Below are 20,903 nucleotides of genomic sequence, written 5' to 3' on the forward strand. Positions count from 1 at the left end.
TGCCGAGAGTGTCATGATAGCGTGCGCTCCTTTCTCGGCACCGCGTCCGGCGCCGGACGATGTCGATGACAGGCGCGGTCCGGCTGGCATGGGGAGCCGATCCGCGTGGCCACCCTGGCTCGTGCCCGTCCTGGTACCCATCCATCATGTTGGCGTGAATGATCGAGTTTTCAGTAGTGGATTGGTCGGCCTGGGCGCCAGGCATCACCACCCGGGAGCAGTGGCAGGCGTGGGCAGAGGCCCCTTGGCTGCCGACCGGTGAGGACACGCCGGCGCTGTCCGAAGTGCCGGCCATGCAGCGCCGCCGGATCGAGCGGCTGGGGCGCATGGCGATCCAGACCGCGTGCTGGTGCGAGCAGCCCGACGACGGTGGCCAGGTGCCGCTGGTGTTCGCCTCGCGGCATGGCGACGTGGCCCGTTCGATGGAACTGCTCAATACCCTGAGCGCAGACCAGCCGATGTCGCCAACCGGCTTCGGGCTGTCGGTGCACAACGCGATCGCCGCGCTGTATTCGATCGCCCGCGGCCATCGCGGCAACTATCTGGCCCTCGCGGCCGGCCGGGCCACGGTCGAGACCGCCTGCATGGAGGCCTTCGGCCTGCTCGCCGATGGCGCGCCCGAGGTGCGACTGGTGGTCTATGAATCGCCCTTGCCACCGATCTACGCCGGCTTCGCCGACGAGCCCGATCCGTTCTTCGCCTGGTGCTGGCGGCTGGGACCGGCCGACGGTCCGGGCACCCGGCTGTCGCTGGGTTGGGGGGCAGGCGGCGAGGATCGCCCCTCCGACGGTCTGCCGCATGGCCTGGAAGCCTTGCGTTTCCTGCTGGCCGGTGCGCCTTCGCTGGGGCTGGAGGCCGATGGCCAACGCTGGACCTGGCAACGCCATGGCTGAGCGCTGGCCGGCCCGGATCAACCATGCCTGGCGGGTGCTGGGCACGGGGCTGAGCTTTGCCGCCTTCGGGCTCGGCGGGCTGGTGCTGGGCGGGCTGCTGTTCCTGTCGCTGCTGCTGATCCGCGACCCGGTGCGCCGGCGCGTGCTGGCGCGGCGCCTGGTCCAGGGCAGCTTCGCCACGCACGTCGGCCTGATGCGCCGGCTCGGGCTGATGACCTATGAGATCCGCGGGGGGGAGCGCCTGCAACGCAACGGCCTGCTGATCCTGGCCAACCACCCGACCCTGATCGACGTGGTGCTGCTGATCGCCCAGCTGCCCAATGCCGATTGCGTGGTCAAGCAGGCCGTGGCGCGCAACCCGTTCATGCGCGGCCCGGTCCGCGCGGCCGGCTATGTCTCCAACGACGACGGAGCGGGCCTGATCGATGACTGCATCGCGGCGGTCCAGGCCGGCGGCAACCTGGTCATCTTCCCGGAGGGCACCCGCACCGTGCCGGGACAGCCGCTGCGCCTGCAGCGCGGGGCGGCCAACATCGCGGTGCGGGGCCGGCTGGACATCACCCCGGTGCGGATCACCTGCACCCCGCTGACCCTGACAAAGGGCCAGAAATGGTATCGTGTGCCATCACGGCGATTTCACGTTCAGCTGGAAGTCGGGGAGGATCTCCCGATTGCCCCGTTTCTGAACGAGACCGGCGATGCGCCCAGGGGGGATGCCTTGGCCGCCAGGCGTGTGACCGATCATCTTGCCCATTACTTCGACTTCGCTGGAGACCCGACCCGTGCAGGCACTTGAGCACGAGATCAAGGAATTGATCATTTCATCGCTTTCACTGGAAGACATCACTCCCGAAGACATCGATTCCGCCGCGCCCTTGTTTGTAGAGGGGTTGGGCCTGGATTCGATCGACGCGCTGGAACTTGGATTGGCCCTGCAGAAAAAGTACGGTGTCAGCCTGTCAGCCGATTCGGAAGAGACCCGTCGCCATTTCTCCAGCGTGCGTGCCCTGAGCGAGTTTGTCGCCGCACGCCAGCCGTCCTAACGGCGCGTCAGGATTTACCCATGACCAAGAACGAACTTTTCGAGCGCATCGTCAAGATCCTCAAGGACAGCTTTGAGATCGAGCCGAGCCGTATCACGCCCGCCGCGCGGCTGTATGACGACCTGGACATCGACAGCATCGACGCGGTCGACCTGATCGTGCAGCTCAAGCCGCTGCTCGGCCGCAATCTGCAGCCGGAAGCGTTCAAGCAGGTGCGCACCGTGCAGGACATCGTGGATGTGGTGCACGGGCTGTTGCCTGGTCAAGCGGCCGCCTGACGGCCATCGCTGAAGACTGACCATGGTCCGGGTACGCGTCGCGGCGTTTGCGTTGCTGTCGCTGGCATACCCGCTGGTGGTCTACCTGTCGCTGGGCCGGTTCGAGCCGCGCTGGTTGTCGCTGCTGCTGTTCACCCTGGCCGCGCTGCGCGCGCTGACCACCCGCCAGGCGGTGTGGTGGGTGGCCGCACTCGGCACCGGTGTGCTCGCCCTGGTGGCTACGGCCTTCAACCAGGCCCTGCCGCTGAAGCTGTACCCGGCGCTGGTGAACGCGGTGATGCTGGTCATCTTCGCCACCAGCCTGCGCTTCGGGCCCAGTGCCGTGGAGCGCCTGGCGCGGCTGAGCGAGCCGGACCTGCCGCCGTTCGCCGTGATCTATACCCGTCGCGTCACGTGGATCTGGTGCGGCTTCTTTGTTCTCAACGGAAGTCTGGCCCTGGCCACGGCGCTGTGGGCGTCCAACCAGGTCTGGGCGTTCTACAACGGATTGTTGGCCTACGTGATGATGGGTGCTCTGTTTGGCGGGGAATGGCTGGTCCGGCGACGGGTCAAGGCGGCGCATGCCCATGGCTGAGTGGATCGCACTGGACCGGTTGGCGCTGGCCCCGCGCCCGGGCCGCATCGTCGGCATCGCCGGCGACACCGTGGTGGAGCACCCGCAGTTCCGCGCGCAGGTACTGTGCTGGCAGCAGGTGTTCGCGCGTGCCCCCGGCACCGACTGGGCGCTGTATTTCGATGACACGCTGACCTTCGCCGCCGCCCTGTTGGGGGCCTGGCATGCCGGCAAGCGTGTGTTCCTGGGCGGTGACAACCTGCCGGCCACGCTGGAAGGACTGAGCCCGCGCGTGGCCGGGTTCGCCGGCGACGTGCCGGCCCGGTATGCGCCGCTGCAGCCCGATGCGGCGGCCGATCCGGAGCAGGTGCTGCAGCCGTTGGACGACGCGGCGCTGGAACTGGTGGTGTTCACCTCCGGCAGCACCGGCGCGCCGAGCGCCATCGTCAAACGCATGCGCCAGCTGACCCGCGAGGTGGATGCGCTGCAGGCCGCCTTCGGCGAGCAGTTCGACGGCGCCCAGGTGCAGGGCACGGTCTCGCACCAGCACATCTACGGGCTGCTGTTCCGGGTGCTGTGGCCGCTGGTGGCCGGACGCGCGATCCAACCGCGCCGGTTCTTCCACGAAGACCTGGTCAGCGCGCTGGGCGGCCAGCCGTCGGTGCTGGTGGCCACCCCGGCCCATCTCAAACGCCTGCCCGAGCAGCTGGACTGGTCCTCGCTGGGCGGTCAGCTGCGCGCGGTGTTCTCCTCTGGCGGTCCGCTGCCGACCGAGGCGGCGCTGCAGGTGCGCGCCTTGATGGGCGTGGCCCCGACCGAAGTCTTCGGCAGCAGCGAAACCGGTGGCGTTGCGTGGCGGCGCTGGAGTGCAACGCGGCCGCAGTGGCATCCGTTGCCCGGCGTCGCCTGGCGGATCGAGGAGGGCTGCCTGGCGGTCCGCTCGCCGCACCTGGCGAGCGAAGACTGGTGGCTGACCCAGGACCGTGCCGTGGCCGATGACGGCCACAGCTTCCGCCTGCTCGGCCGCGCCGATCGCATCGTCAAGATCGAAGAGCGGCGCGTCTCGCTGGATGCCCTCGAGCAGCAGCTGCGCGCGCACCCGGCCGTGCAGGAGGTGCGCGTGCTGGTGTTGCCGGGCGCGCGCGAACAGCTGGCCGCCGTGGTGGTGCCGCAGGCGACGGGCGCCGCGCAGTGGGATGACGCCGAGCGCCGCCGCCAGGCGCAGCAGCTCAGCGCGCATCTGGCCCGCAGCCATGACGCGGTGACCCGGCCGCGCCGCTGGCGCTTCATCGACGAACTTCCCTTCAATGCGCAGGGCAAGGTCACCGCCGCGGCACTGGCGGCGCTGTTCCGCCCGTTGATGCCGATGGCCGAGTGGCAGCAGCGCGATGACACCACCGCGTCGCTGCAGTTCGTTCTGGATCCTGACCTGGTCGCGTTCGACGGGCATTTCCCGCAGGCGAAGATCCTGCCCGGCGTGGTCCAGCTGGACTGGGCAATCCACTACGGCCGTAGCGCCTTCACGATGCCGCCGCGGTTCGTACGGATGGATGCGGTGAAGTTCCAGCACGTGGCGCGGCCGGGCGACTGCCTGCAGCTGAGCCTGGGTTGGGACGCGGCCAAATCGGCGATGAGCTTCCGATACGTCTCCGACCATGGCGTGCATGCCAGCGGCCGGGTGGTGTTCGGCGATGCATGATGACACCGGTAGTGGCGTGAGCAGGCCGGCCTTCGCCCCGTTGGTGGTGATCCCGGTATACGACCACGCGCATGCGATCGGCGCGGTGGTGCAGGGCGTGCTCGCCAGTGGCCTGCCGTGCCTGCTGGTGGACGATGGTTCGCATCTGGACTGCGCACGGGTGCTCGATGCCCTGGCGCACGCGCACGCACCGCAGGTGACGCTGCTGCGGCTGCCGGTCAACCAGGGCAAGGGCGGCGCGATGGTGGCCGGCTTCGCCGAGGCCGCGCGTCTGGATTACAGCCACGTGCTGCAGATCGATGCCGATGGCCAGCACAACACCGGTGACCTCCCGCGCTTCGTCGCGTTGTCGCAGGCGCAGCCGGACGCGGTGATCTGCGGCACGCCCGCCTACGATGCCAGCGTGCCCAAGGCGCGCCTGTACGGCCGTTATGCCACGCATATCTGGGTCTGGATCAACACACTGTCGCTGCAGATCCGCGACTCGATGTGCGGCTTCCGCCTGTATCCGCTGGCGCCGGTGACGCGCCTGATCGGTGAGGAAACCATCGGCCGTCGCATGGATTTCGACAGCGAGATCCTGGTGCGGTTGTTCTGGCGCGGGGTCAAGGTGATCAACGTGCCGACGGCCGTCACCTATCCCAGCGATGGCGTCTCGCACTTTGATGTGTGGCGCGACAACGTACGCATCAGCCGCATGCACGCGCGCCTGTTCTTCGGGATGCTGTGGCGCGCGCCGCGGCTGCTGTGGCAACGCCTCGCAGGTCCTCGCCCATGACCACGCCTGCACCTGGGAGCGCCCCGCACTGGGCCGACATCGGCGAGTCGACCTCGGCCGCCGGCGTGCTGTTCCTGTGCTGGGTACACCGCTGGTTCGGGCGTTGGCCGTTCCGCCTGTGCGTGTATCCGGTGGTGCTGTGCCACTGGCTGACCAACCGGCTCGCGCGCGAGTCTTCGTTGCAGTATCTGCAGCGTCTGCAGGCGCACACCGGCGTGTTTGCCACGCCGCCGGGCCGCTGGCAGAGCCTGAAGCACTTCGCGCTGTTTGCCGACACCATGCTCGACAAGCTGCTGGGCCTGGGCGGCCGCTATCCGCCCGAGCGCATCTATCTGCAGCGTGACCTGGTGCTGGACAGGATCGCGCGCCGCGAAGGTGGCCTGATCCTCACCGCGCATATCGGCTGCCTGGAGTTGTGCCAGGTGCTGGCCGAGCAGGTGCCCGGCTTCCACATCACCGTGCTGGTGCACACCGCGCACGCGCAGCGTTTCAACCGGCTGATGCAGCGGCTCGATCCACTGGCTTCGGTGGAACTGCTGCAGGTGACCGACATGGGCCCGGCCACCGCCGTCGAGCTGCAGCGCCGGGTCGAGGCGGGGGGCTTTGTGGCCATCGTCGGCGATCGCGTGCCGCTGCGCGGCGGGCGCACGGTACCGGCCTCGTTCCTCGGCCACACCGCGCAGTTCCCGATCGGCGCCTATGTGCTCGCTGCGGCGCTGGCCTGTCCGGTCTACACCATGGCCTGCCTGCATCATGGCCGCGGCTACCAGGTGCGCTTTGAACAGTTCACCGATCGCATCGTATTGCCGCGCGGTTCGCGTGACGCCGCGCTGACCGCGCAGGCTGAACATTTCGCCCGGTGGCTGGAAGTTCAGGTCACCCAGGCACCCTTGGACTGGTTCAATTTCTTCCCCTTCTGGGATCAGGCATCTCATGGCAAGTAAGGCCGATCAGGCACCCTCCGTCCGCTTCGGCGATGCGCCGCTGACCATCGAAGACGTGGTCGCGCTGTCGCAGCGCCACGCCCAGGCCGTCGTCACCGACGATGCGGCATTCACCGCGCGCATCCAGCGCGGCGCGGATTTCCTTGATCGCCTGCTGCGCGAGGATGGCGTCATCTACGGGGTGACCACCGGCTACGGCGATTCGTGCACGGTGAACATTCCGCCGGCGCTGGTGGCCGAGCTGCCGCACCACCTGTTCACCTACCACGGCTGTGGCCTGGGCCGTTTCCTGGATCCGCAGGAGACCCGTGCGGTGATCGCAGCACGCCTGGCCTCGCTGGTGCGTGGCATGTCCGGCGTCAGCCATCCGCTGCTGCAGGGCCTGGCCACGCTGCTGCGCCACGACGTGCTGCCGCTGATCCCGGCCGAGGGTTCGGTCGGTGCCAGTGGCGATCTGACCCCGCTGTCCTACGTGGCTGCGGTGCTGTGTGGCGAGCGCGAGGTGATGTACCAGGGCGCGCGCCGCGCGGCGGCCGAGGTGCTGGCCGAGATCGGCATGACCCCGCTCCGGCTGCGCCCCAAGGAAGGCCTGGCGATCATGAACGGCACCGCCGTGATGACCGCGCTGGCCTGCCTGGCCTATGACCGTGCCGATTACCTGACCAGGCTGGCCACGCGCCTGACCGCGTTCAACGTGCTGGCCAGCGACGGCAACGCGCACCACTTCGATGAAATGCTGTTCGCCGCCAAACCGCACCCGGGGCAGACGCAGATCGCCGCGCGTCTGCGCCAGGACCTGCACAGCGACCGCCCGCCGCGCAACGAACAGCGCCTGCAGGACCGGTACTCGCTGCGCTGCGCGCCGCACGTGATCGGCGTGGTGCAGGACGCACTGCCGTTCTTCCGCCAGCTGATCGAAACCGAACTCAACAGCGCCAACGACAACCCGCTGATCGATGTCGAGGGCGAGCGCATCCTGCACGGTGGCCATTTCTACGGCGGCCATATCGCCTTTGCGATGGATGCGCTGAAGAACACCATCGCCAACCTGGCCGATCTGCTGGATCGGCAGATGGCGCTGGTGGTGGATGCGCGCTTCAACCACGGCCTGCCGGCCAATCTGTCGGCGGCCACCGGTGAGCGTGCGGCGATCAACCACGGCTTGAAGGCGCTGCAGATCAGTGTCTCGGCGTGGACCGCCGAAGCGCTCAAGCAGACCATGCCGGCCTCGGTGTTCTCGCGTTCCACCGAATGCCACAACCAGGACAAGGTCAGCATGGGCACCATCGCCGCGCGCGATTGCCTGCGCGTGATCGAACTGACCGAACAGGTCGTCGCCGCGCTGCTGATCACTGCCCGCCAGGGCGTGGCCCTGCGCGAGCGTGTCGGCATGAAAGCGACGTTGCACGGCGATCTGGCCGCGATGTACCAGGACCTGTCCGAGCGCATCGCGCTGATCGAGGAAGACCGCGCGCTGGATGGCGAGCTGCGCGCCCTGCTGGACGATATCCGCGCACAGCGCTGGGAGTTGTATGTCCACGCCTGATCTGAGCTTCGAGGTGACGCTGTCGCCGGCGTTCCATGACTGCGACGCCATGGAAGTGGTCTGGCATGGCAATTACTTCAAGTATTTCGAGATCGCGCGCTGCGCACTGCTGCAGCGCCACGATTACGACTACCCGCAGATGCGCGATTCGGGCTACCTGTGGCCGGTGGTCGATGCGCGGGTCAAGTACATCCGGCCGTTGCTGTACGGCCAGGCGCTGCGCGTGCGCGCCACGATCACCGAGTGGGAAAACCGCCTGAAGATCGCCTACGACATCGTGGATGCGGAAAGCGGTACCACGCTGACCCGCGCCCACACCATCCAGGTCGCGGTCGACGCGGCCACCAATGAAATGCTCTACCTGTGCCCGCCGGTGCTGTGGGAGCGTCTGGGAGTGCAACCGCAATGAACCGTTTGCTGCGCACGCTGTGCGTGCTGGTGATGCTGGCCGTGGTCGCCCCGGCGCTTGCCGCCACCGATGTGGAGGCCGTCAAACAGCGCGTGGCCAAGGTCGACGTGCTGCGTGGCGAGTTCACCCAGGAGAAACAGGTCGCCGGCTTCAAGAACCCGCTGCGCTCGCAGGGCCGCTTCGTGCTGGCCCAGGACCACGGGGTGATCTGGACCACGCTCAAGCCGTTCCCGTCCGAGGTGGTGGTCACCCGTGACCGCATCCTCAGCCGGCAAAGCGATGGCAGCAGCCGGGTCGAACTCGATGGCCGCCAGCAACCGGCGATGCGCTCGGTCAACGCGATCATGTTCGCGCTGATGAGCGGCGATGCGCAGGCGCTGTCGGCGCAGTTCACGGTCAAGGTCGAGGTGCTGCCCGGCAACGCCTGGAAAATGCAGCTGACCCCGCGCTCGGCGATGCTCGGCAAGGTGTTCGCGCAGCTCACCCTGAGCGGCGACCGTTACGTGCGCGAGGTCCAGATCAACGAGGCCAACCAGGATGTCACCCGCATCCATTTTGCCGGCATGAGCGATACGCCGGCCACGCTGAGCACCGACGAGGGTCGCAGGTTTGAATGACGTGCTGACCTCGAACGGCCGCCTGCAGCGCCTCTGGCGCTGGCTGGCCATCGTTTGGCTGCTGGTGCTGGTCGGCCTGGGCGTGCAGCAGTGGCAGCTGTGGAAGAGCGAATCGCGGATCGACACCGACATCCTCGCGCTGCTGCCGCAGGACGCGCATGATCGCCTGCTGTCCGATGTCACCCGGCGCATCGCCGATGCCAATGCGCGCCAGATCGTAGTGCTGCTGGGCAGTACCGATGCGGTGCAGACCAAGGCGGCCGAGGCGGCCTTCCGCACCACCCTGCGCGACAGCGCCGACGGCAAGGCGCTGCTCCACGAGAGCGGCTCGATCGAAGGCTGGTTCGATCAGGCGCGTGCGTTCTACGCTCCCTACCGCGACCGTCTGCTGACCAGCGCACAGCGCGAGCGGCTGCAGAACGAACCCACCCAAGGCCTGGCCGAGTCGGCACTGGCGGCGCTGTACGGTCCGATGGGCGCACCGCGCCTGACCGAGTGGCGCCAGGATCCGCTCTCGCTGTGGCCGCAGTGGTGGCAGGAACGCGCGCTGGGCTCGGGCCTGCAGATGGGCGACGACGGCCTGCTGGAGGCCGATGGCAAGCATTGGTCGATCGTGCAGTACGACACGGTCGGTTCGGCGTTCCAGCTCGATGGTGAGCGCCATATCGATCTGCTGCTGGACACCGCTGCCGAAGCCGCCGCCAGGCAGGCGCCGGGGTTGGAGGTGCTGCGTGCCGGTGTGCCGCTGCATGCCGAGGCCGCTGCGGTGCAGGCCAATTGGGAAATCAACACGATCGGCTGGGGCTCGCTGGCCGCGGTGCTGCTGCTGGTGTGGCTGGCATTCCGCTCGCTGCGCCCGATCCTGCTGGTGGCCGCCTCGCTGCTGATCGGCTGCGGTGTCGCGCTGGCGGTGACGGTGCTGGTGTTCGGCAAGGTGCATGTGCTGACGCTGGTGTTTGGTGCGTCACTGGTCGGTGTTGCCGAGGACTACGGCATCCACTGGTTCGCCTCGCGCCAGGCCGAGCCGGCTGACCGTCGCTGGAAGCTGCTGCGGCATCTGCTGCCGGGCCTGTGGCTGGCGTTGCTGACCAGCGCGCTGGCGTATCTCGCGCTGGGGCTGGCCCCGTTCCCGGGGCTGCGCCAGATGGCGCTGTTCTCGGTGGTGGGCCTGGCCGCCGCCTTCCTGACCGTGATCTTCTGGTTCCCGTGGCTGGATGGCGGCGAAATCCGTCGTACCGGCTTCGCCCGCTGGCTCGGCGCCACGCTGGAGCGCTGGCCGCGCCTGCATGGGCGCAAGGCCGCGATGTTCCTGGGCGTGGTGACGCTGCTCTCGGCGATCGGCATCGCGCGCCTGCAGACCAACGATGACCTGCGCAGCCTGCAGTCGTCGCCACCGGAGCTGATCGCCCAGCAGATCCGCATCAGCCAGATGCTGGGCATGCCCAGCCCGGCGCAGTTCTATCTGGTCCAGGGTGATACCGCCGAGCAGGTGCTCGAGCGCGAAGAAGCGCTGATCGACCGCCTGCGCGTGCTGGAAGCAGACAAGCAGATCGGCGGCTACCGCGCGATCAGCGATTGGCTGCCTTCGCAGAAGCGCCAGCATGCTGATGCCGCGCTGACGGCCAAGGTCGAGCCGCAGGTGCTGGCCCGGGTCGGAGAGGCCGTGGGCGAGCCATTGCTGCGCCCGGCCTATGCCGCGCAGGATCTGCAGGCCGAGGCCTTCCTCGCATCGCCGGCGGCGATGCCGTTCCGCCACCTGTGGCTGGGGACGGTCGGGCAGGGCGTGGCCTCGGTGGTGATGGTCGATGACCTCTCCCGCGCCGATGCACTGGCTGTGCTGGAAGCACAGGCCAAGGGCATTGATGGGGTGCGCTGGGTCGACCGTACCGCCGATTTCTCGCAGCTGCTCAAGCACTATCGCAAGCTGATGAGCGGCTTGCTGCTGATCGGCATCGCGCTGGTGTTCGCGGTGCTGTACTGGCGCTACCGCGGGCAGGCCTGGCGCGTGCTCGCCCCGACCCTGGTTGCCGGTGCGCTGACGCTGGCCCTGCTGGGCCTGTTCGGGCAACCGCTGCAGCTGTTCAACGTGCTCGCGCTCATGCTGCTGCTGGGCATGGGCATCGACTACGGCATCTTCCTGATCGAGCACCGCGGCGATGCCAGTGCCTGGCTGGCCGTGTGCGTCGGCGCGGCCAGTACCTGGCTGTCGTTCGGCCTGCTCGGGCTGTCGGCCACGCCGGCGCTGCGCGCGTTCGGTCTGACCCTGTTGTTCGGCATCGGCCTGGTCTGGCTGATTTCGCCGCTGTTCCGCCCACCACCGCACGACGCCCCGCACTGAGCGACCGCGTTTTTCCTTTCATGCACTGATCAAGGATGTATCGATGAACCCGCAGGTGGAACGTACTGAAATCCTGGTCATCGGCGCCGGCCCGGCCGGCTCCGTGGCCGCCGCGATGCTGCGCAGGCAGGGCCGCCAGGTGCTGATCCTGGAGCGCCAGCAGTTTCCGCGCTTCTCGATCGGCGAGAGCCTGCTGCCGCAGAGCATGGAGTACATCGAGGCCGCCGGGCTGCTGCAGGATGTGGTGCAGGCCGGGTTCCAGTACAAGAACGGCGCCGCGTTCGTGCGCGGCGAAGCGACCACCGAGTTCGACTTCCGCGACAAGTTCTCGCCGGGCTGGGGCACCACCTACCAGGTGCAGCGCGCCGACTTCGATGATGTGCTGGCGCGCGGTGCCGAGCGCATGGGTGCCACGCTGCGCTTCGGCGATGAAGTGCTCTCGGTGCAGCCCGGCCGCCCGGCACAGGTGCAGGTGCGCCGCCCGGATGGCAGCGAGTACACCATCGAGGCCGGTTTCATCCTCGACGCCAGCGGTTTCGCCCGGCTGCTGCCGCGCCTGCTGAAGCTGGAGTCGCCGTCGAACTTCCCGGTGCGCGGCGCGATCTTCTGCCACGTGCGTGACCACATTCCGGCCGGCGCGGGGTTTGACCGCAACAAGATCCTGATCACCACCCATCCCGAGCACGTGGACGTGTGGTACTGGACGATTCCGTTCTCCAATGGGTGCTGCTCGCTGGGCGTGGTCGCCGAGCCGAGTTTCTTCGAGCGCTACCCCGGTACCGATCTGGAGAAGCTGCAGGCCATCGTCGGCGAAGACCCGAACCTGACCCGCCTGCTCAGCAACGCCGAATGGGCGGTGCTGCCGGTGCGCACCATCACCGGGTACTCGGCCAACGTCTCCTCGTTGTGGGGCGAGGGCTATGCGCTGCTGGGCAATGCCGGCGAGTTCCTGGACCCGGTGTTCTCCTCGGGCGTGACCATTGCCTTCAAGTCGGCGCAGCTGGCCAGCGAGTGCCTGGCGCGCGAGCATGCCGGTGAGACGGTGGATTGGGAGCAGGCGTTCTCGGTGCCGCTGCGCGCCGGGGTGAAGACCTTCCGTCGCTTTGTCGAAGCCTGGTACGCCGGTGGCTTCCAGAAGATCATCTACCATCCCGATCCGCAGCCGGAGGTACGCCGCATGATCTCCTCGATCCTGGCCGGCTACGCCTGGGACACGCAGAACCCGTATGTTGCCGATGCCAGCGGCCGGCGCCTGCGCGTGCTGGAGGAACTGTGCAGCGCCTGATCCTGACCCTGTTGCTGAGCCTGCTGCTGGCCGCGTGTGCCAGCACCCGCATGCCCACACCGCTGGTGCAGCTGCCCACGCTGCAGCTGGCGCCGTCGGCATTGCCGCAACCGGTGCAGCTGCAGCAGCGCCTGCAGTTCCGCTTCGGCAGCCACCAGCGAGAGCTGGATGCGCTGCTGGAAGTGGATGCCGAGCAGGTGCGGCTGGCGGTGCAGGCGATGGGCCAGACCGGCGTGCGCATGGTCTGGGACGGGCAGCATCTTGAACAGACCCGTGCCCCATGGCTGCCGCCGCAGGTGCGCGGCGAGCGCGTGCTGGACGACCTGCAGTTCGCGTTGTGGCCGGCGGCGGCGATCCGTGCCGCGCTGCCCGCCGGCTGGACCCTGCAGGAGACCGATGGCGTGCGCAGCCTGGAGCAGGGCGGCAAACCCTGGCTGGTGCGCGACAGCCTCCCCGACGGCCGCGTGCGCCTGCGCAACTTGGCCGAGGGCTATGAACTGGTGATCGAATCGATGGACATGGGGCAGGGCCAAGAGTGAGCAGTAGCGCGGTCTATCTGAACGAGCTGGGGGTGATCTGCGCGCTGGGTGCCGACCGCGCCCAAGTACGCGACGGCCTGTTCGCGGCGCAGCCCGGTGGTTTGCGCGACAACGCTGAGATCCTCCCCGGGCGCACGCTGGCGCTGGGCGAAGTGCATGCGCCGCTGCCGGACCTGGCCGCCTTGCCGGTGGCCCTGCGTGGCCGCAACAACGGCCTGCTGGAGGCCGCACTGGAGCAGATCCGCGAGGGCATCGCTGCCGCCGTGGCCCGTTTCGGTGCCGATCGCGTGGCGGTGATCATCGGCACCAGCACCTCCGGCATCGGCGAATCGGAGAATGCACTGCGTACGCATCACCGCGATGGTGTGTGGCCGGCCGATTTCCATTACGCCCAGCAGGAAATGGGCACCGCCGCGCGCTTCGTGCGCGAGCGGATCGGCAGCACCGGCCCGGCGTGGACGATCTCCACCGCATGCTCGTCCAGCGCCAAGGCGCTGATGTCGGCCGCGCGCCTGCTGCAGGCCGGCGTGGTCGATGCGGTGGTGGCCGGTGGCGCCGATTCGATGTGCCGGTTCACCGTGGCCGGGTTCAGCGCATTGGAGTCGGTCTCGGCGGCGCGCTGCAATCCGTTCTCCGTCAACCGCAACGGCATCAACATCGGTGAGGGCGCGGCGCTGTTCCTGATGACCCGCGAGCCGGGCCCGGTGCGGCTCTCCGGCTGGGGGGAATCCTCCGATGCGCACCACATGTCCGCGCCGGATCCGCAGGCACGCGGGGCGATCGATGCGATGCAGCAGGCGCTGGACCGGGCCGGCCTGACGCCCGCGCAGATCGACTACGTGAACCTGCACGGCACCGCCACCGGCCACAACGATGCGATGGAAAGCCAGGCGGTCGCCGCTGTGCTTGGCACGCAGGTGCCGGCCAGCTCAACCAAGCCGCTGACCGGGCACACGCTGGGTGCCTCCGGCGCGATCGAAGCGGCGCTGTGCTGGATGACGCTGGCCGACAACCCCGACCAACAGTTGCCCACCCACTGGTGGGATGGACAGGCCGATGACGCCTTGCCGGCACTGGCGCTGGTGGCGCCGGGGACGCGTGCCGCGCAGCCGCTGCAGCACGTGCTCAGTCACTCATTTGCCTTTGGCGGCAGCAATGCCGTGCTGGCACTGGCCAAGGGATGAGCATGCCGCTGCCCCCCGACATCGACGCCGTGCTTCCGCACCGCGACAGCATGCGCCTGATCCACCGCGTGGTGGCCTGGCAGGACGAATCCATCGCGGTCGAGGTGGACGTCCCGACGCAGGGTCTGTTCTGCACCCCCGACGGCGTGCCCGCCTGGGTCGGGGTTGAATACATGGCCCAGGCGATCGCCGCCTGGGCCGGGTGCCGCGCCTGGCAGACCGGTGCGGAACCCTCGATCGGCTTCCTGCTCGGCAGCCGTCGTTACACCGCCCACCGGCCATACTTTGCCGCCGGCAGCTGCCTGCGGGTGGAGGCGAACTGCGAGCTGTTGGGCGAGAATGGCCTGGGCATGTTCGCCTGCCGGATCCTGGCGGACGATATCGAAGTGGCAGTTGCCAACGTTTCCGTGTTCCAACCCACGGATGCAGCGGCTTATCTGGAGAGTGGAGAGGCATGACAGGGAATTTGACCGTGCTGGTGACCGGCGCCAGCCGTGGCATCGGCCGTGCCGTGGCGCTGCGTTGCGCGCGCGACGGCTTCGACGTGGTGGTGCATTGCCGCAGCCGCATCGAAGACGCACAGGCCGTGGTGACCGAGATCCAGGCGCTGGGCCGGCAGGCCCGGGTGCTGATGTTCGATGTGGCCGACCGCGATGCCGCGCGCACCGCGCTGGAAGCGGACATCGCCGAGCACGGCACCTATTACGGGGTGGTCTGCAATGCCGGCATCGCCCGCGACGGTGCCTTCCCGGCGATGCCGGCCGAGGATTGGGATGCGGTCATCCACACCAACCTGGACAGCTTCTACAACGTGCTGCACCCACTGGTGATGCCGTTGGTGCGCCGGCGCAAACCGGGCCGCATCGTGACCTTGTCCTCGGTGTCCGGCCTGGTCGGCAACCGCGGCCAGACCAACTACAGTGCGGCCAAAGCCGGCATCATCGGCGCCACCAAGGCGCTGGCGCTGGAGCTGGCCAGCCGCGCGATCACCGTCAACTGCGTGGCCCCCGGGCTGATCGAGACCGAGATGGTCAATGAAGAAGTGGTCGAGCACGCGCTCAAGCTGATTCCCGCCAACCGCCTGGGCCAGCCGGAAGAGGTCGCTGCGGCCGTGTCCTTCCTGCTCTCCGAGTCGGCCGGCTACATCACCCGCCAGGTGATCTCGGTCAACGGAGGCATGGTCTGATGGCCGGCTCCGATCGTCGCGTGGTGGTGACCGGCGCCGCTGCCATCAGCCCGCTCGGGCAGGATTGGGCGAGCATCCGCGCGCGCCTGCAGGCGCGGACCAACGCGGTGCGCTACATCCCCGAGTGGGAAGTGTTTGATGGCCTCAATACCCGCCTGGCCGCGCCAGCCGAGGATTTCGAGCTCCCGGCCAACTACAACCGCAAGACCACCCGCAGCATGGGCAAGGTGGCGGTGATGTCGGTGCGTGCCACCGAGCTGGCGCTGGAGGCAGCAGGTCTGCTCGGCCACCCTGTGCTGCGCAGTGGCATGGCCGGCGTGGCCTACGGCTCGTCCTCGGGCAGCCACGAGGCCACCGCCGAGTTCGGCCGCATGCTCCATGAGCACACCACCGAAGGCATCAGCGCCACCACCTACCTGAAGATGATGAGCCACACCTCGCCGGTGAACATCGGCGTGTTCTTCGGCTTGTCCGGCCGCGTCTACACCACCTCCAGCGCCTGTACCTCGGGCAGCCAGGGCGTGGGTTCGGGCTATGAAGCGATCCGCAGCGGCAAGCAGACGGTGATGGTCACCGGTGGTGCCGAGCAGCTTGATGCCACCGCCGCGGCGGTGTTCGACACCCTGTTCGCCACCAGCGTGCGCAATGACGCGCCGCAGACCACGCCCAGCCCGTTCGATGCGCACCGCGATGGCCTGGTGCTGGGCGAGGGCGCCTGCACGCTGATCCTGGAAGAGCTGGAGCATGCACAGGCGCGTGGTGCCACGATCCTGGCCGAAGTGGTCGGCTACGGCACCAACAGCGACGGCCAGCACGTCACCCAGCCCAGCGCCGGCACCATGGCCCAGGCGATGCGGCTGGCATTGGAAGACGCCGACCTGGCCGCCGATCGGATCGGCTACGTCAACGCGCACGGTACCGCCACCGAGCACGGCGACATCGCCGAAACCCAGGCCACCCACCAGGTGTTCGGCCCGGGCATGCCGATCAGTTCGCTCAAGAGCTACGTCGGCCACATGCTCGGTGCCTGCGGCGCGTTCGAGGCCTGGCTGAGCATCGAGATGATGCGTGACGGCTGGTTCGCCCCGACCCTGAATCTGCACGAGGTCGATCCGCGCTGCGGCGTGCTGGATTACATCGATGGCGAAGGCCGCGCGTTGCAGACCGACTACGTCATGAGCAACAACTTCGCCTTCGGTGGCATCAACACCTCGTTGATCTTCCGCCGCTGGCAGGACTGACCGCTGTTTCCGGCCTGCCGTGCGGGCCGGCCGTTTCCGTAGACCCCTCGCGTCCCACCAACAAGGAGAAAGTTGAATGCGTCGTTTTGCCCTGATGGCCGCCACCGCCCTGCTCGCCGTCGCCGTCGCCGGCACCGCCCAGGCCCGCGATACCCGCGTGGAGCAGTCGCTGCATGAGCTGGTCAATTCCGCCGAAGCCCGCAACGTCGGCATCGACGGCAGCGTGAAGTTCTATCTGGCCGGCGAGAAAGTCAGCGTGCTGCAGCGCCTGGGCGAGGATGTGACCAACAAGAAGACCAACGCCGCCAACAAGAGCGATGCCGACGCTTGCCGCTGGGTGGCCCTGTCGGCGCTGCGCGCGCTGCAGGACGGTGCCAAGTCGCGCGGTGCCAATGCGGTGGTCGACATCGTCAGCTATTACAAGAAGAACGAGTTCAAGAGCACCACCAACTACGAATGCTATGCGGGCGCGATCCTGGCCGGCGTGGCACTGAAGGGCACCTACGCCAAGGTGAAGTAAGCAGACACGGCCACCGCCTCACCCGGCGGTGGTCGGCTGCCCCTGCCAAAGCCGCCGCAGATACGCATTCATCACGGCGGCGCGGGCAGACTGCAGCGGCGCCCAGCTGAACGACATCGCGACATTGATGAACCTGACGCTGTCGCGCGACGGAAAACCGACGGTGGACAGTGCACGCGGCTTTCACCTGTGTCGGCTTTCCTCCACAATCATTGTCATTCACTACCCTGGGCAAAGCCCTGCGGCATGCAAGCCTACGTCTATAAAAGCCAACGCAAGCAGGACAGCTTCGTCTATCTCGCCGTTCGTGATGACTTCTCGGTCATCCCTGACGCGGTAAAGGCCTCGCTGGCGCCGTTCCAGTTCGTTCTCGAAGTGGCCCTGACTCCCGACCGTCGCCTTGCCCAGGTCGATGCCGCACAAGTGCGCCAGAACCTGACCGAGCGTGGATTCCACCTGCAGCTGCCGCCGCCCCCGTTGGCGCCGGTCCGGTTCCCGCGACGCAATGACTGACTCCCAACGCCCTCGCGCTGTTGCCTCCGCTGCCGCGCTCGGTGTGCTGCTGGCCCTGGCCGCGGCCGTCGGTGGCGTGCCCGGTGCGGTGTGCGCCGCGCTGGCCCAGCCGGCGTTCGCGCTGGCGGTATCGTGGTGGCGCCGGACGCGCCCGCTGCAGCCATTGCCCCAGGTGGCCCGCCACGACGCGCCCGCGCTGTTGGCGCTGTGGTCCCTTGGCCCGCTGCTGCTGACCCTGCTGGTGGCCTGGCCGCTGAGCGCACTGCACGACAGCGGCAGCCTGGCCGCCGTGCTTGGCCTGAGCGTGGCGGTCAGTGCCGCGCTGCTCGGGGTCTGGCGAACCTGGCCGTTGTGGAATGACGTGGAACGCAGCGAGGGCAGTCTGGCCCGGCATTGGCAGACCCTGGCCGGGCGCGACCTGACCGCCTGGCGCGGCTTGGCCGTGGCCGCACTGGTGGTGCTGGTGTGCGCGCTGGTGGTGCTACCGGCGTGGCCGGGCCTGGTGTCGGACGCGCTGCATTGGCCGATCGCCGCTGCGGTCGTGCTGCTCTCGCCCTTGGCGCACGTGCTGCTGCAGGCGATCTCGCCGGCGACGAGCCTGGGTGCGCCGGTGCCGGCCGAGACGCGCGGCGACCGCGCCGATCCCTTTGCCGAGCCATACCCCGAGTCCAAGCCGCTCGAATCGATCGGCCTGCACGAACAACAGCCGGCGCTGTATGACGCCGCGCGCAGCGGCCGGGTCGACCGCGCCCTGCAGCTGCTGCAGGCCGGCGCCGATCCGCACGGCCTGCCCGACCCGGCCTGGCGCGACCAGCGCAGCCTGGCGGTGCTCGCCGCGGTGCTGCCTGACCTGCGGCTGCTGCGTGAACTGATTGCCCGCGGCGTCGGGGTCAATGCGCCGCACCGCGGCATGACCCCGCTGCTGGCCGCCACCCGCGACAGCTGGCACGGCCGCCCCGAGGCGGTGATGACCCTGCTCGCCAACGGCGCCGACCCGCGTGCAGTGGACAGCGAAGGCAACACCCCCCTGCACCACGCCGCGCGCAGCTCCGATCCCGGCGTCGCCGCGTTGCTGCGCGACGCCGCTGCCGAAGTGGACGCGCTGAACGACGATGGCTGGTCACCGCTGGCGGTGGCCTGCCAGGTGGGCAACTGGCGCCTGGCCAAGTTCCTGCTGGAACGCGGGGCCAAGACCGAGCCGGCCGAGGGAACGCCCGTGCTGCTGGCGGCCGCGGGCACCGAAGAAGACGATCCCGCCGGTGTGCAGCTGCTGCTCAAGCACAAGGCCCGCGCCGATGCGCGCGACCGCCAGCGCCGCAGCGCGCTGCACGAAGCCGCGTTGGCCGGCCATGTCGACATCATCGATGTGCTGCTCGCCGCCGGCGCCAATCTGGAAGCCCGCGACGGACTGGCGCGCACGCCGTGGCTGGAAGCCGCGCGCGGTGGTCGGGCCGGCGTGGTCGAACACCTGCTGCCGCACCACCCCGATCTCAATGCGGTTGATGGCGAAGGCCGCAACGCGGTGCTGCTGGCCTGCATGGCCGACAACGTCTCGCCACTGCTGGTGCGCCGCCTGCGTGATCTGGGCATCGCCGTGGACGTGGCCGACCCGCAGGGCCGCCGTGCCGTGGATATCGCCGCCGGTGCCGGGCGCTGGGCGATCGTCTCGCTGCTGGATCCCGCCTATCCGCTGCCGTCCGCGGTCAGCGATGGGCTGGTGATGTCCGGCGACGGGGACACAGCCTCGCCCTCGCTGCCGGACCGTCCGCCACTGGAACTGCTGCGTGAAGCGCTGAGCTTCGGCAACGTGGAGGGCATGGCCGCGCTGGCCCGCCTGTGCGCGCCGGAGGAACTGGGTGCGCTGCTGCACGACGCCGAACTGGCGCTGGATCCGCAGGCGCTGGACTGGCTGCTCGCGCACGGCGCGGCGCCGGAAGTGCTGGATGCGTGCGGTGATACCCCGATGTTCGCGCTGCTGGCGCGGGGCATCGACGCGGTGCCGGCGCTGCAGGTGCTGCTGCGCCGTGGCGTGTCCCCGGCCGGTCGCGGTGGCCTGGCGCGTCTGCTGAGCGCCTGCGCCCAGCACGACCACGCCTCACGCGGGCTGGAACAGCTTGCACTTGAACTGCTGGAACGCGGCGCGGATCCGTTCGCGCCATCGCCGGCCGGCGATCCGCCGCTGTCGCTGGCCGTGCGGCTGGGCTGGCTGCGGCTGCAGCAGGCGCTGCTCACTCAAGGCGTGGACCGCGAAGCGCGCGACAGCCATGGCATGACCGCCCTGCATCTGGCCACCGCGCTCGCGCGCGAAGGCTCGATCAAGCTGCTGGTGCAGCAGGGCGCCTCACCCGAAGCCCGCGCCGCCGACGGCCAGACCCCGCTGGGCGTGGCGCTGTCGATCGGCCGCCGCGATCTGGCCGACTGGCTGGACTGGCGGGTGTGGCCGCTGCCGCGCCGCGCGTTGCGCGACGGCGACCTGCCGGCGGCCGCGATGGCCGGTGACGCCGATGCCGTGCGTCGCCTGATCGATCTCGGTTTCGCCGTGGATGTGGTCGACGCCCAAGGCTGCACCGCGCTGCTGCGTGCCGCCGGTGGCGGGCACCTGGCCGTGGTCGACCTGCTGCTCACCCGTGGTGCGAATCCGCAGCACGCCGCGGCCAGCGGTGCGACGCCGCTGTCGGCGGCGGTCAGCATGCGCCAGATCGATATCGTCTCGGCCCTGCTCGATGCCGGTGCCGAACTGGAATACCGCCTGCCGGGCGGGGTCACCGTGCTGATGCTGGCCTCGGCGCTGGGCCTGCCGGACATTGTTTCGCGTCTGCTCACCGCCGGTGCCAACGTCCATGCGGGCGATGCCCAGCAGCTCGGCCCGCTGCACTGCGCCGCGCTATACGGTTTCAGTGCGCGCGACCGCTCGCGTCTGCTGGCCCTGCTCGACACCCTGCTGCTGGCCGGCGCCGAACCGGACCAGGCCGCCGCCGGCTCGGTCACGCCGTTGCTGCTGCTGCTCGGCGCCCGCGCCGAACCGGGCACCGCCTGCGACGAGCAGATCGTGCTCGCCGCGGTGGAGCGCCTGCTGGACGAAGAGGTCTCGCTGGACGTGCGGGATCCGCGTGGCTTCGGCCCGCTGCATCTGGCGGCCCTGCACGGCCTGCCGCTGCTGGTGCAGCGCCTGCTGCGTGCCGGCGCCGACCCGGACGTGCGCGACGCACTCAACCGCAGCCCGCGCGAGATCGCGGTGATGCGTGGTTTCATCGACGTCGCCGGCGAATTCGAACCGCTGGTACCGGGCGTGTCCTCGATGGCCCGGTTCCTGCGCGATAACGGCTGAGCCCCGCCT

At 68.9% G+C, this 20,903-nt stretch carries 21 protein-coding genes; all 21 read left to right on the forward strand.

Translation table 11 applies throughout. From position 1 onward, the window contains the following. Positions 1–158: 158 nt before the first annotated feature. The 21 genes from ABE472_RS04620 (at position 159) to ABE472_RS04720 (ending at position 20,894) form a co-directional block, all read left to right on the forward strand. Entirely contained in the window at positions 159–893 is a 735-nt protein-coding gene (locus ABE472_RS04620; RefSeq protein WP_313209528.1) for a beta-ketoacyl synthase chain length factor, read from the forward strand. Then, positions 886–1,689 (forward strand): lysophospholipid acyltransferase family protein, encoded by an 804-nt coding sequence (locus ABE472_RS04625; protein ID WP_313209526.1) that lies wholly within the window; start codon positions 886–888, stop codon positions 1,687–1,689. The genes ABE472_RS04620 and ABE472_RS04625 overlap by 8 nt, the downstream gene beginning before the upstream one ends. Continuing rightward, positions 1,676–1,936: a phosphopantetheine-binding protein gene (locus ABE472_RS04630; protein WP_019185497.1), complete on the forward strand. Its 261-nt coding sequence runs from the start codon at positions 1,676–1,678 to the stop codon at positions 1,934–1,936. The genes ABE472_RS04625 and ABE472_RS04630 overlap by 14 nt, the downstream gene beginning before the upstream one ends. 20 nt (positions 1,937–1,956) lie before the next feature. Then, the gene (locus tag ABE472_RS04635) at positions 1,957–2,214 is read left to right on the forward strand and encodes an acyl carrier protein (protein ID WP_019185496.1); all 258 of its coding nucleotides are present in this window, start codon (positions 1,957–1,959) and stop codon (positions 2,212–2,214) included. A gap of 22 nt (positions 2,215–2,236) precedes the next feature. After that, entirely contained in the window at positions 2,237–2,788 is a 552-nt protein-coding gene (locus ABE472_RS04640; protein WP_019185495.1) for a membrane protein, read from the forward strand. After that, on the forward strand, positions 2,781–4,466 hold the full coding sequence (locus tag ABE472_RS04645; protein WP_346465665.1) for an AMP-binding protein: 1,686 nt from the start codon (positions 2,781–2,783) through the stop codon (positions 4,464–4,466). Before ABE472_RS04640 ends, ABE472_RS04645 begins: the two co-directional genes overlap by 8 nt. Then, a complete protein-coding gene (locus tag ABE472_RS04650; RefSeq protein ID WP_346465667.1) occupies positions 4,459–5,244 on the forward strand; it encodes a glycosyltransferase family 2 protein in 786 nt (261 codons plus the stop codon). The genes ABE472_RS04645 and ABE472_RS04650 overlap by 8 nt, the downstream gene beginning before the upstream one ends. Beyond that, entirely contained in the window at positions 5,241–6,188 is a 948-nt protein-coding gene (locus ABE472_RS04655; RefSeq protein WP_313209506.1) for an acyltransferase, read from the forward strand. Before ABE472_RS04650 ends, ABE472_RS04655 begins: the two co-directional genes overlap by 4 nt. Continuing rightward, positions 6,178–7,734 carry an aromatic amino acid ammonia-lyase gene (locus tag ABE472_RS04660; protein WP_346465669.1) on the forward strand — a complete coding sequence of 519 codons (1,557 nt, stop codon included), beginning with the start codon at positions 6,178–6,180 and terminating at the stop codon, positions 7,732–7,734. The genes ABE472_RS04655 and ABE472_RS04660 overlap by 11 nt, the downstream gene beginning before the upstream one ends. Then, complete coding sequence (locus ABE472_RS04665) at positions 7,721–8,143, forward strand: thioesterase family protein (RefSeq protein WP_313219306.1); 423 nt, start codon at positions 7,721–7,723, stop codon at positions 8,141–8,143. The genes ABE472_RS04660 and ABE472_RS04665 overlap by 14 nt, the downstream gene beginning before the upstream one ends. Continuing rightward, the gene (locus ABE472_RS04670) at positions 8,140–8,760 is read left to right on the forward strand and encodes an outer membrane lipoprotein carrier protein LolA (protein WP_346463428.1); all 621 of its coding nucleotides are present in this window, start codon (positions 8,140–8,142) and stop codon (positions 8,758–8,760) included. Before ABE472_RS04665 ends, ABE472_RS04670 begins: the two co-directional genes overlap by 4 nt. Then, on the forward strand, positions 8,753–11,098 hold the full coding sequence (locus ABE472_RS04675; protein ID WP_346465671.1) for an MMPL family transporter: 2,346 nt from the start codon (positions 8,753–8,755) through the stop codon (positions 11,096–11,098). The genes ABE472_RS04670 and ABE472_RS04675 overlap by 8 nt, the downstream gene beginning before the upstream one ends. Before the next feature lie 43 nt (positions 11,099–11,141). Further along, complete coding sequence (locus tag ABE472_RS04680; protein WP_313209496.1) at positions 11,142–12,383, forward strand: NAD(P)/FAD-dependent oxidoreductase; 1,242 nt, start codon at positions 11,142–11,144, stop codon at positions 12,381–12,383. Next, the gene (locus tag ABE472_RS04685) at positions 12,371–12,922 is read left to right on the forward strand and encodes a DUF3261 domain-containing protein (protein WP_313219313.1); all 552 of its coding nucleotides are present in this window, start codon (positions 12,371–12,373) and stop codon (positions 12,920–12,922) included. Before ABE472_RS04680 ends, ABE472_RS04685 begins: the two co-directional genes overlap by 13 nt. Beyond that, on the forward strand, positions 12,919–14,106 hold the full coding sequence (locus ABE472_RS04690) for a beta-ketoacyl-[acyl-carrier-protein] synthase family protein (protein ID WP_346465673.1): 1,188 nt from the start codon (positions 12,919–12,921) through the stop codon (positions 14,104–14,106). Before ABE472_RS04685 ends, ABE472_RS04690 begins: the two co-directional genes overlap by 4 nt. A 2-nt stretch (positions 14,107–14,108) precedes the next feature. Further along, complete coding sequence (locus ABE472_RS04695; protein ID WP_313209488.1) at positions 14,109–14,564, forward strand: hotdog family protein; 456 nt, start codon at positions 14,109–14,111, stop codon at positions 14,562–14,564. Then, the gene (locus ABE472_RS04700) at positions 14,561–15,292 is read left to right on the forward strand and encodes a 3-ketoacyl-ACP reductase FabG2 (RefSeq protein ID WP_313209486.1); all 732 of its coding nucleotides are present in this window, start codon (positions 14,561–14,563) and stop codon (positions 15,290–15,292) included. Before ABE472_RS04695 ends, ABE472_RS04700 begins: the two co-directional genes overlap by 4 nt. Beyond that, the gene (locus tag ABE472_RS04705) at positions 15,292–16,533 is read left to right on the forward strand and encodes a beta-ketoacyl-ACP synthase (RefSeq protein ID WP_313219317.1); all 1,242 of its coding nucleotides are present in this window, start codon (positions 15,292–15,294) and stop codon (positions 16,531–16,533) included. The genes ABE472_RS04700 and ABE472_RS04705 overlap by 1 nt, the downstream gene beginning before the upstream one ends. Before the next feature lie 76 nt (positions 16,534–16,609). Next, complete coding sequence (locus ABE472_RS04710; RefSeq protein ID WP_346465675.1) at positions 16,610–17,053, forward strand: excinuclease ATPase subunit; 444 nt, start codon at positions 16,610–16,612, stop codon at positions 17,051–17,053. A 246-nt stretch (positions 17,054–17,299) separates the two neighbouring features. Beyond that, positions 17,300–17,566, forward strand: a complete 267-nt coding sequence (locus ABE472_RS04715) for a YcgL domain-containing protein (protein ID WP_019185480.1) — start codon at positions 17,300–17,302, stop codon at positions 17,564–17,566. After that, entirely contained in the window at positions 17,559–20,894 is a 3,336-nt protein-coding gene (locus ABE472_RS04720; protein ID WP_346465677.1) for an ankyrin repeat domain-containing protein, read from the forward strand. Before ABE472_RS04715 ends, ABE472_RS04720 begins: the two co-directional genes overlap by 8 nt. Positions 20,895–20,903: the final 9 nt, after the last annotated feature.

Origin of the sequence: Stenotrophomonas sp. TWI809, assembly GCF_039673205.1 — a bacterium.
GTDB lineage: Bacteria > Pseudomonadota > Gammaproteobacteria > Xanthomonadales > Xanthomonadaceae > Stenotrophomonas.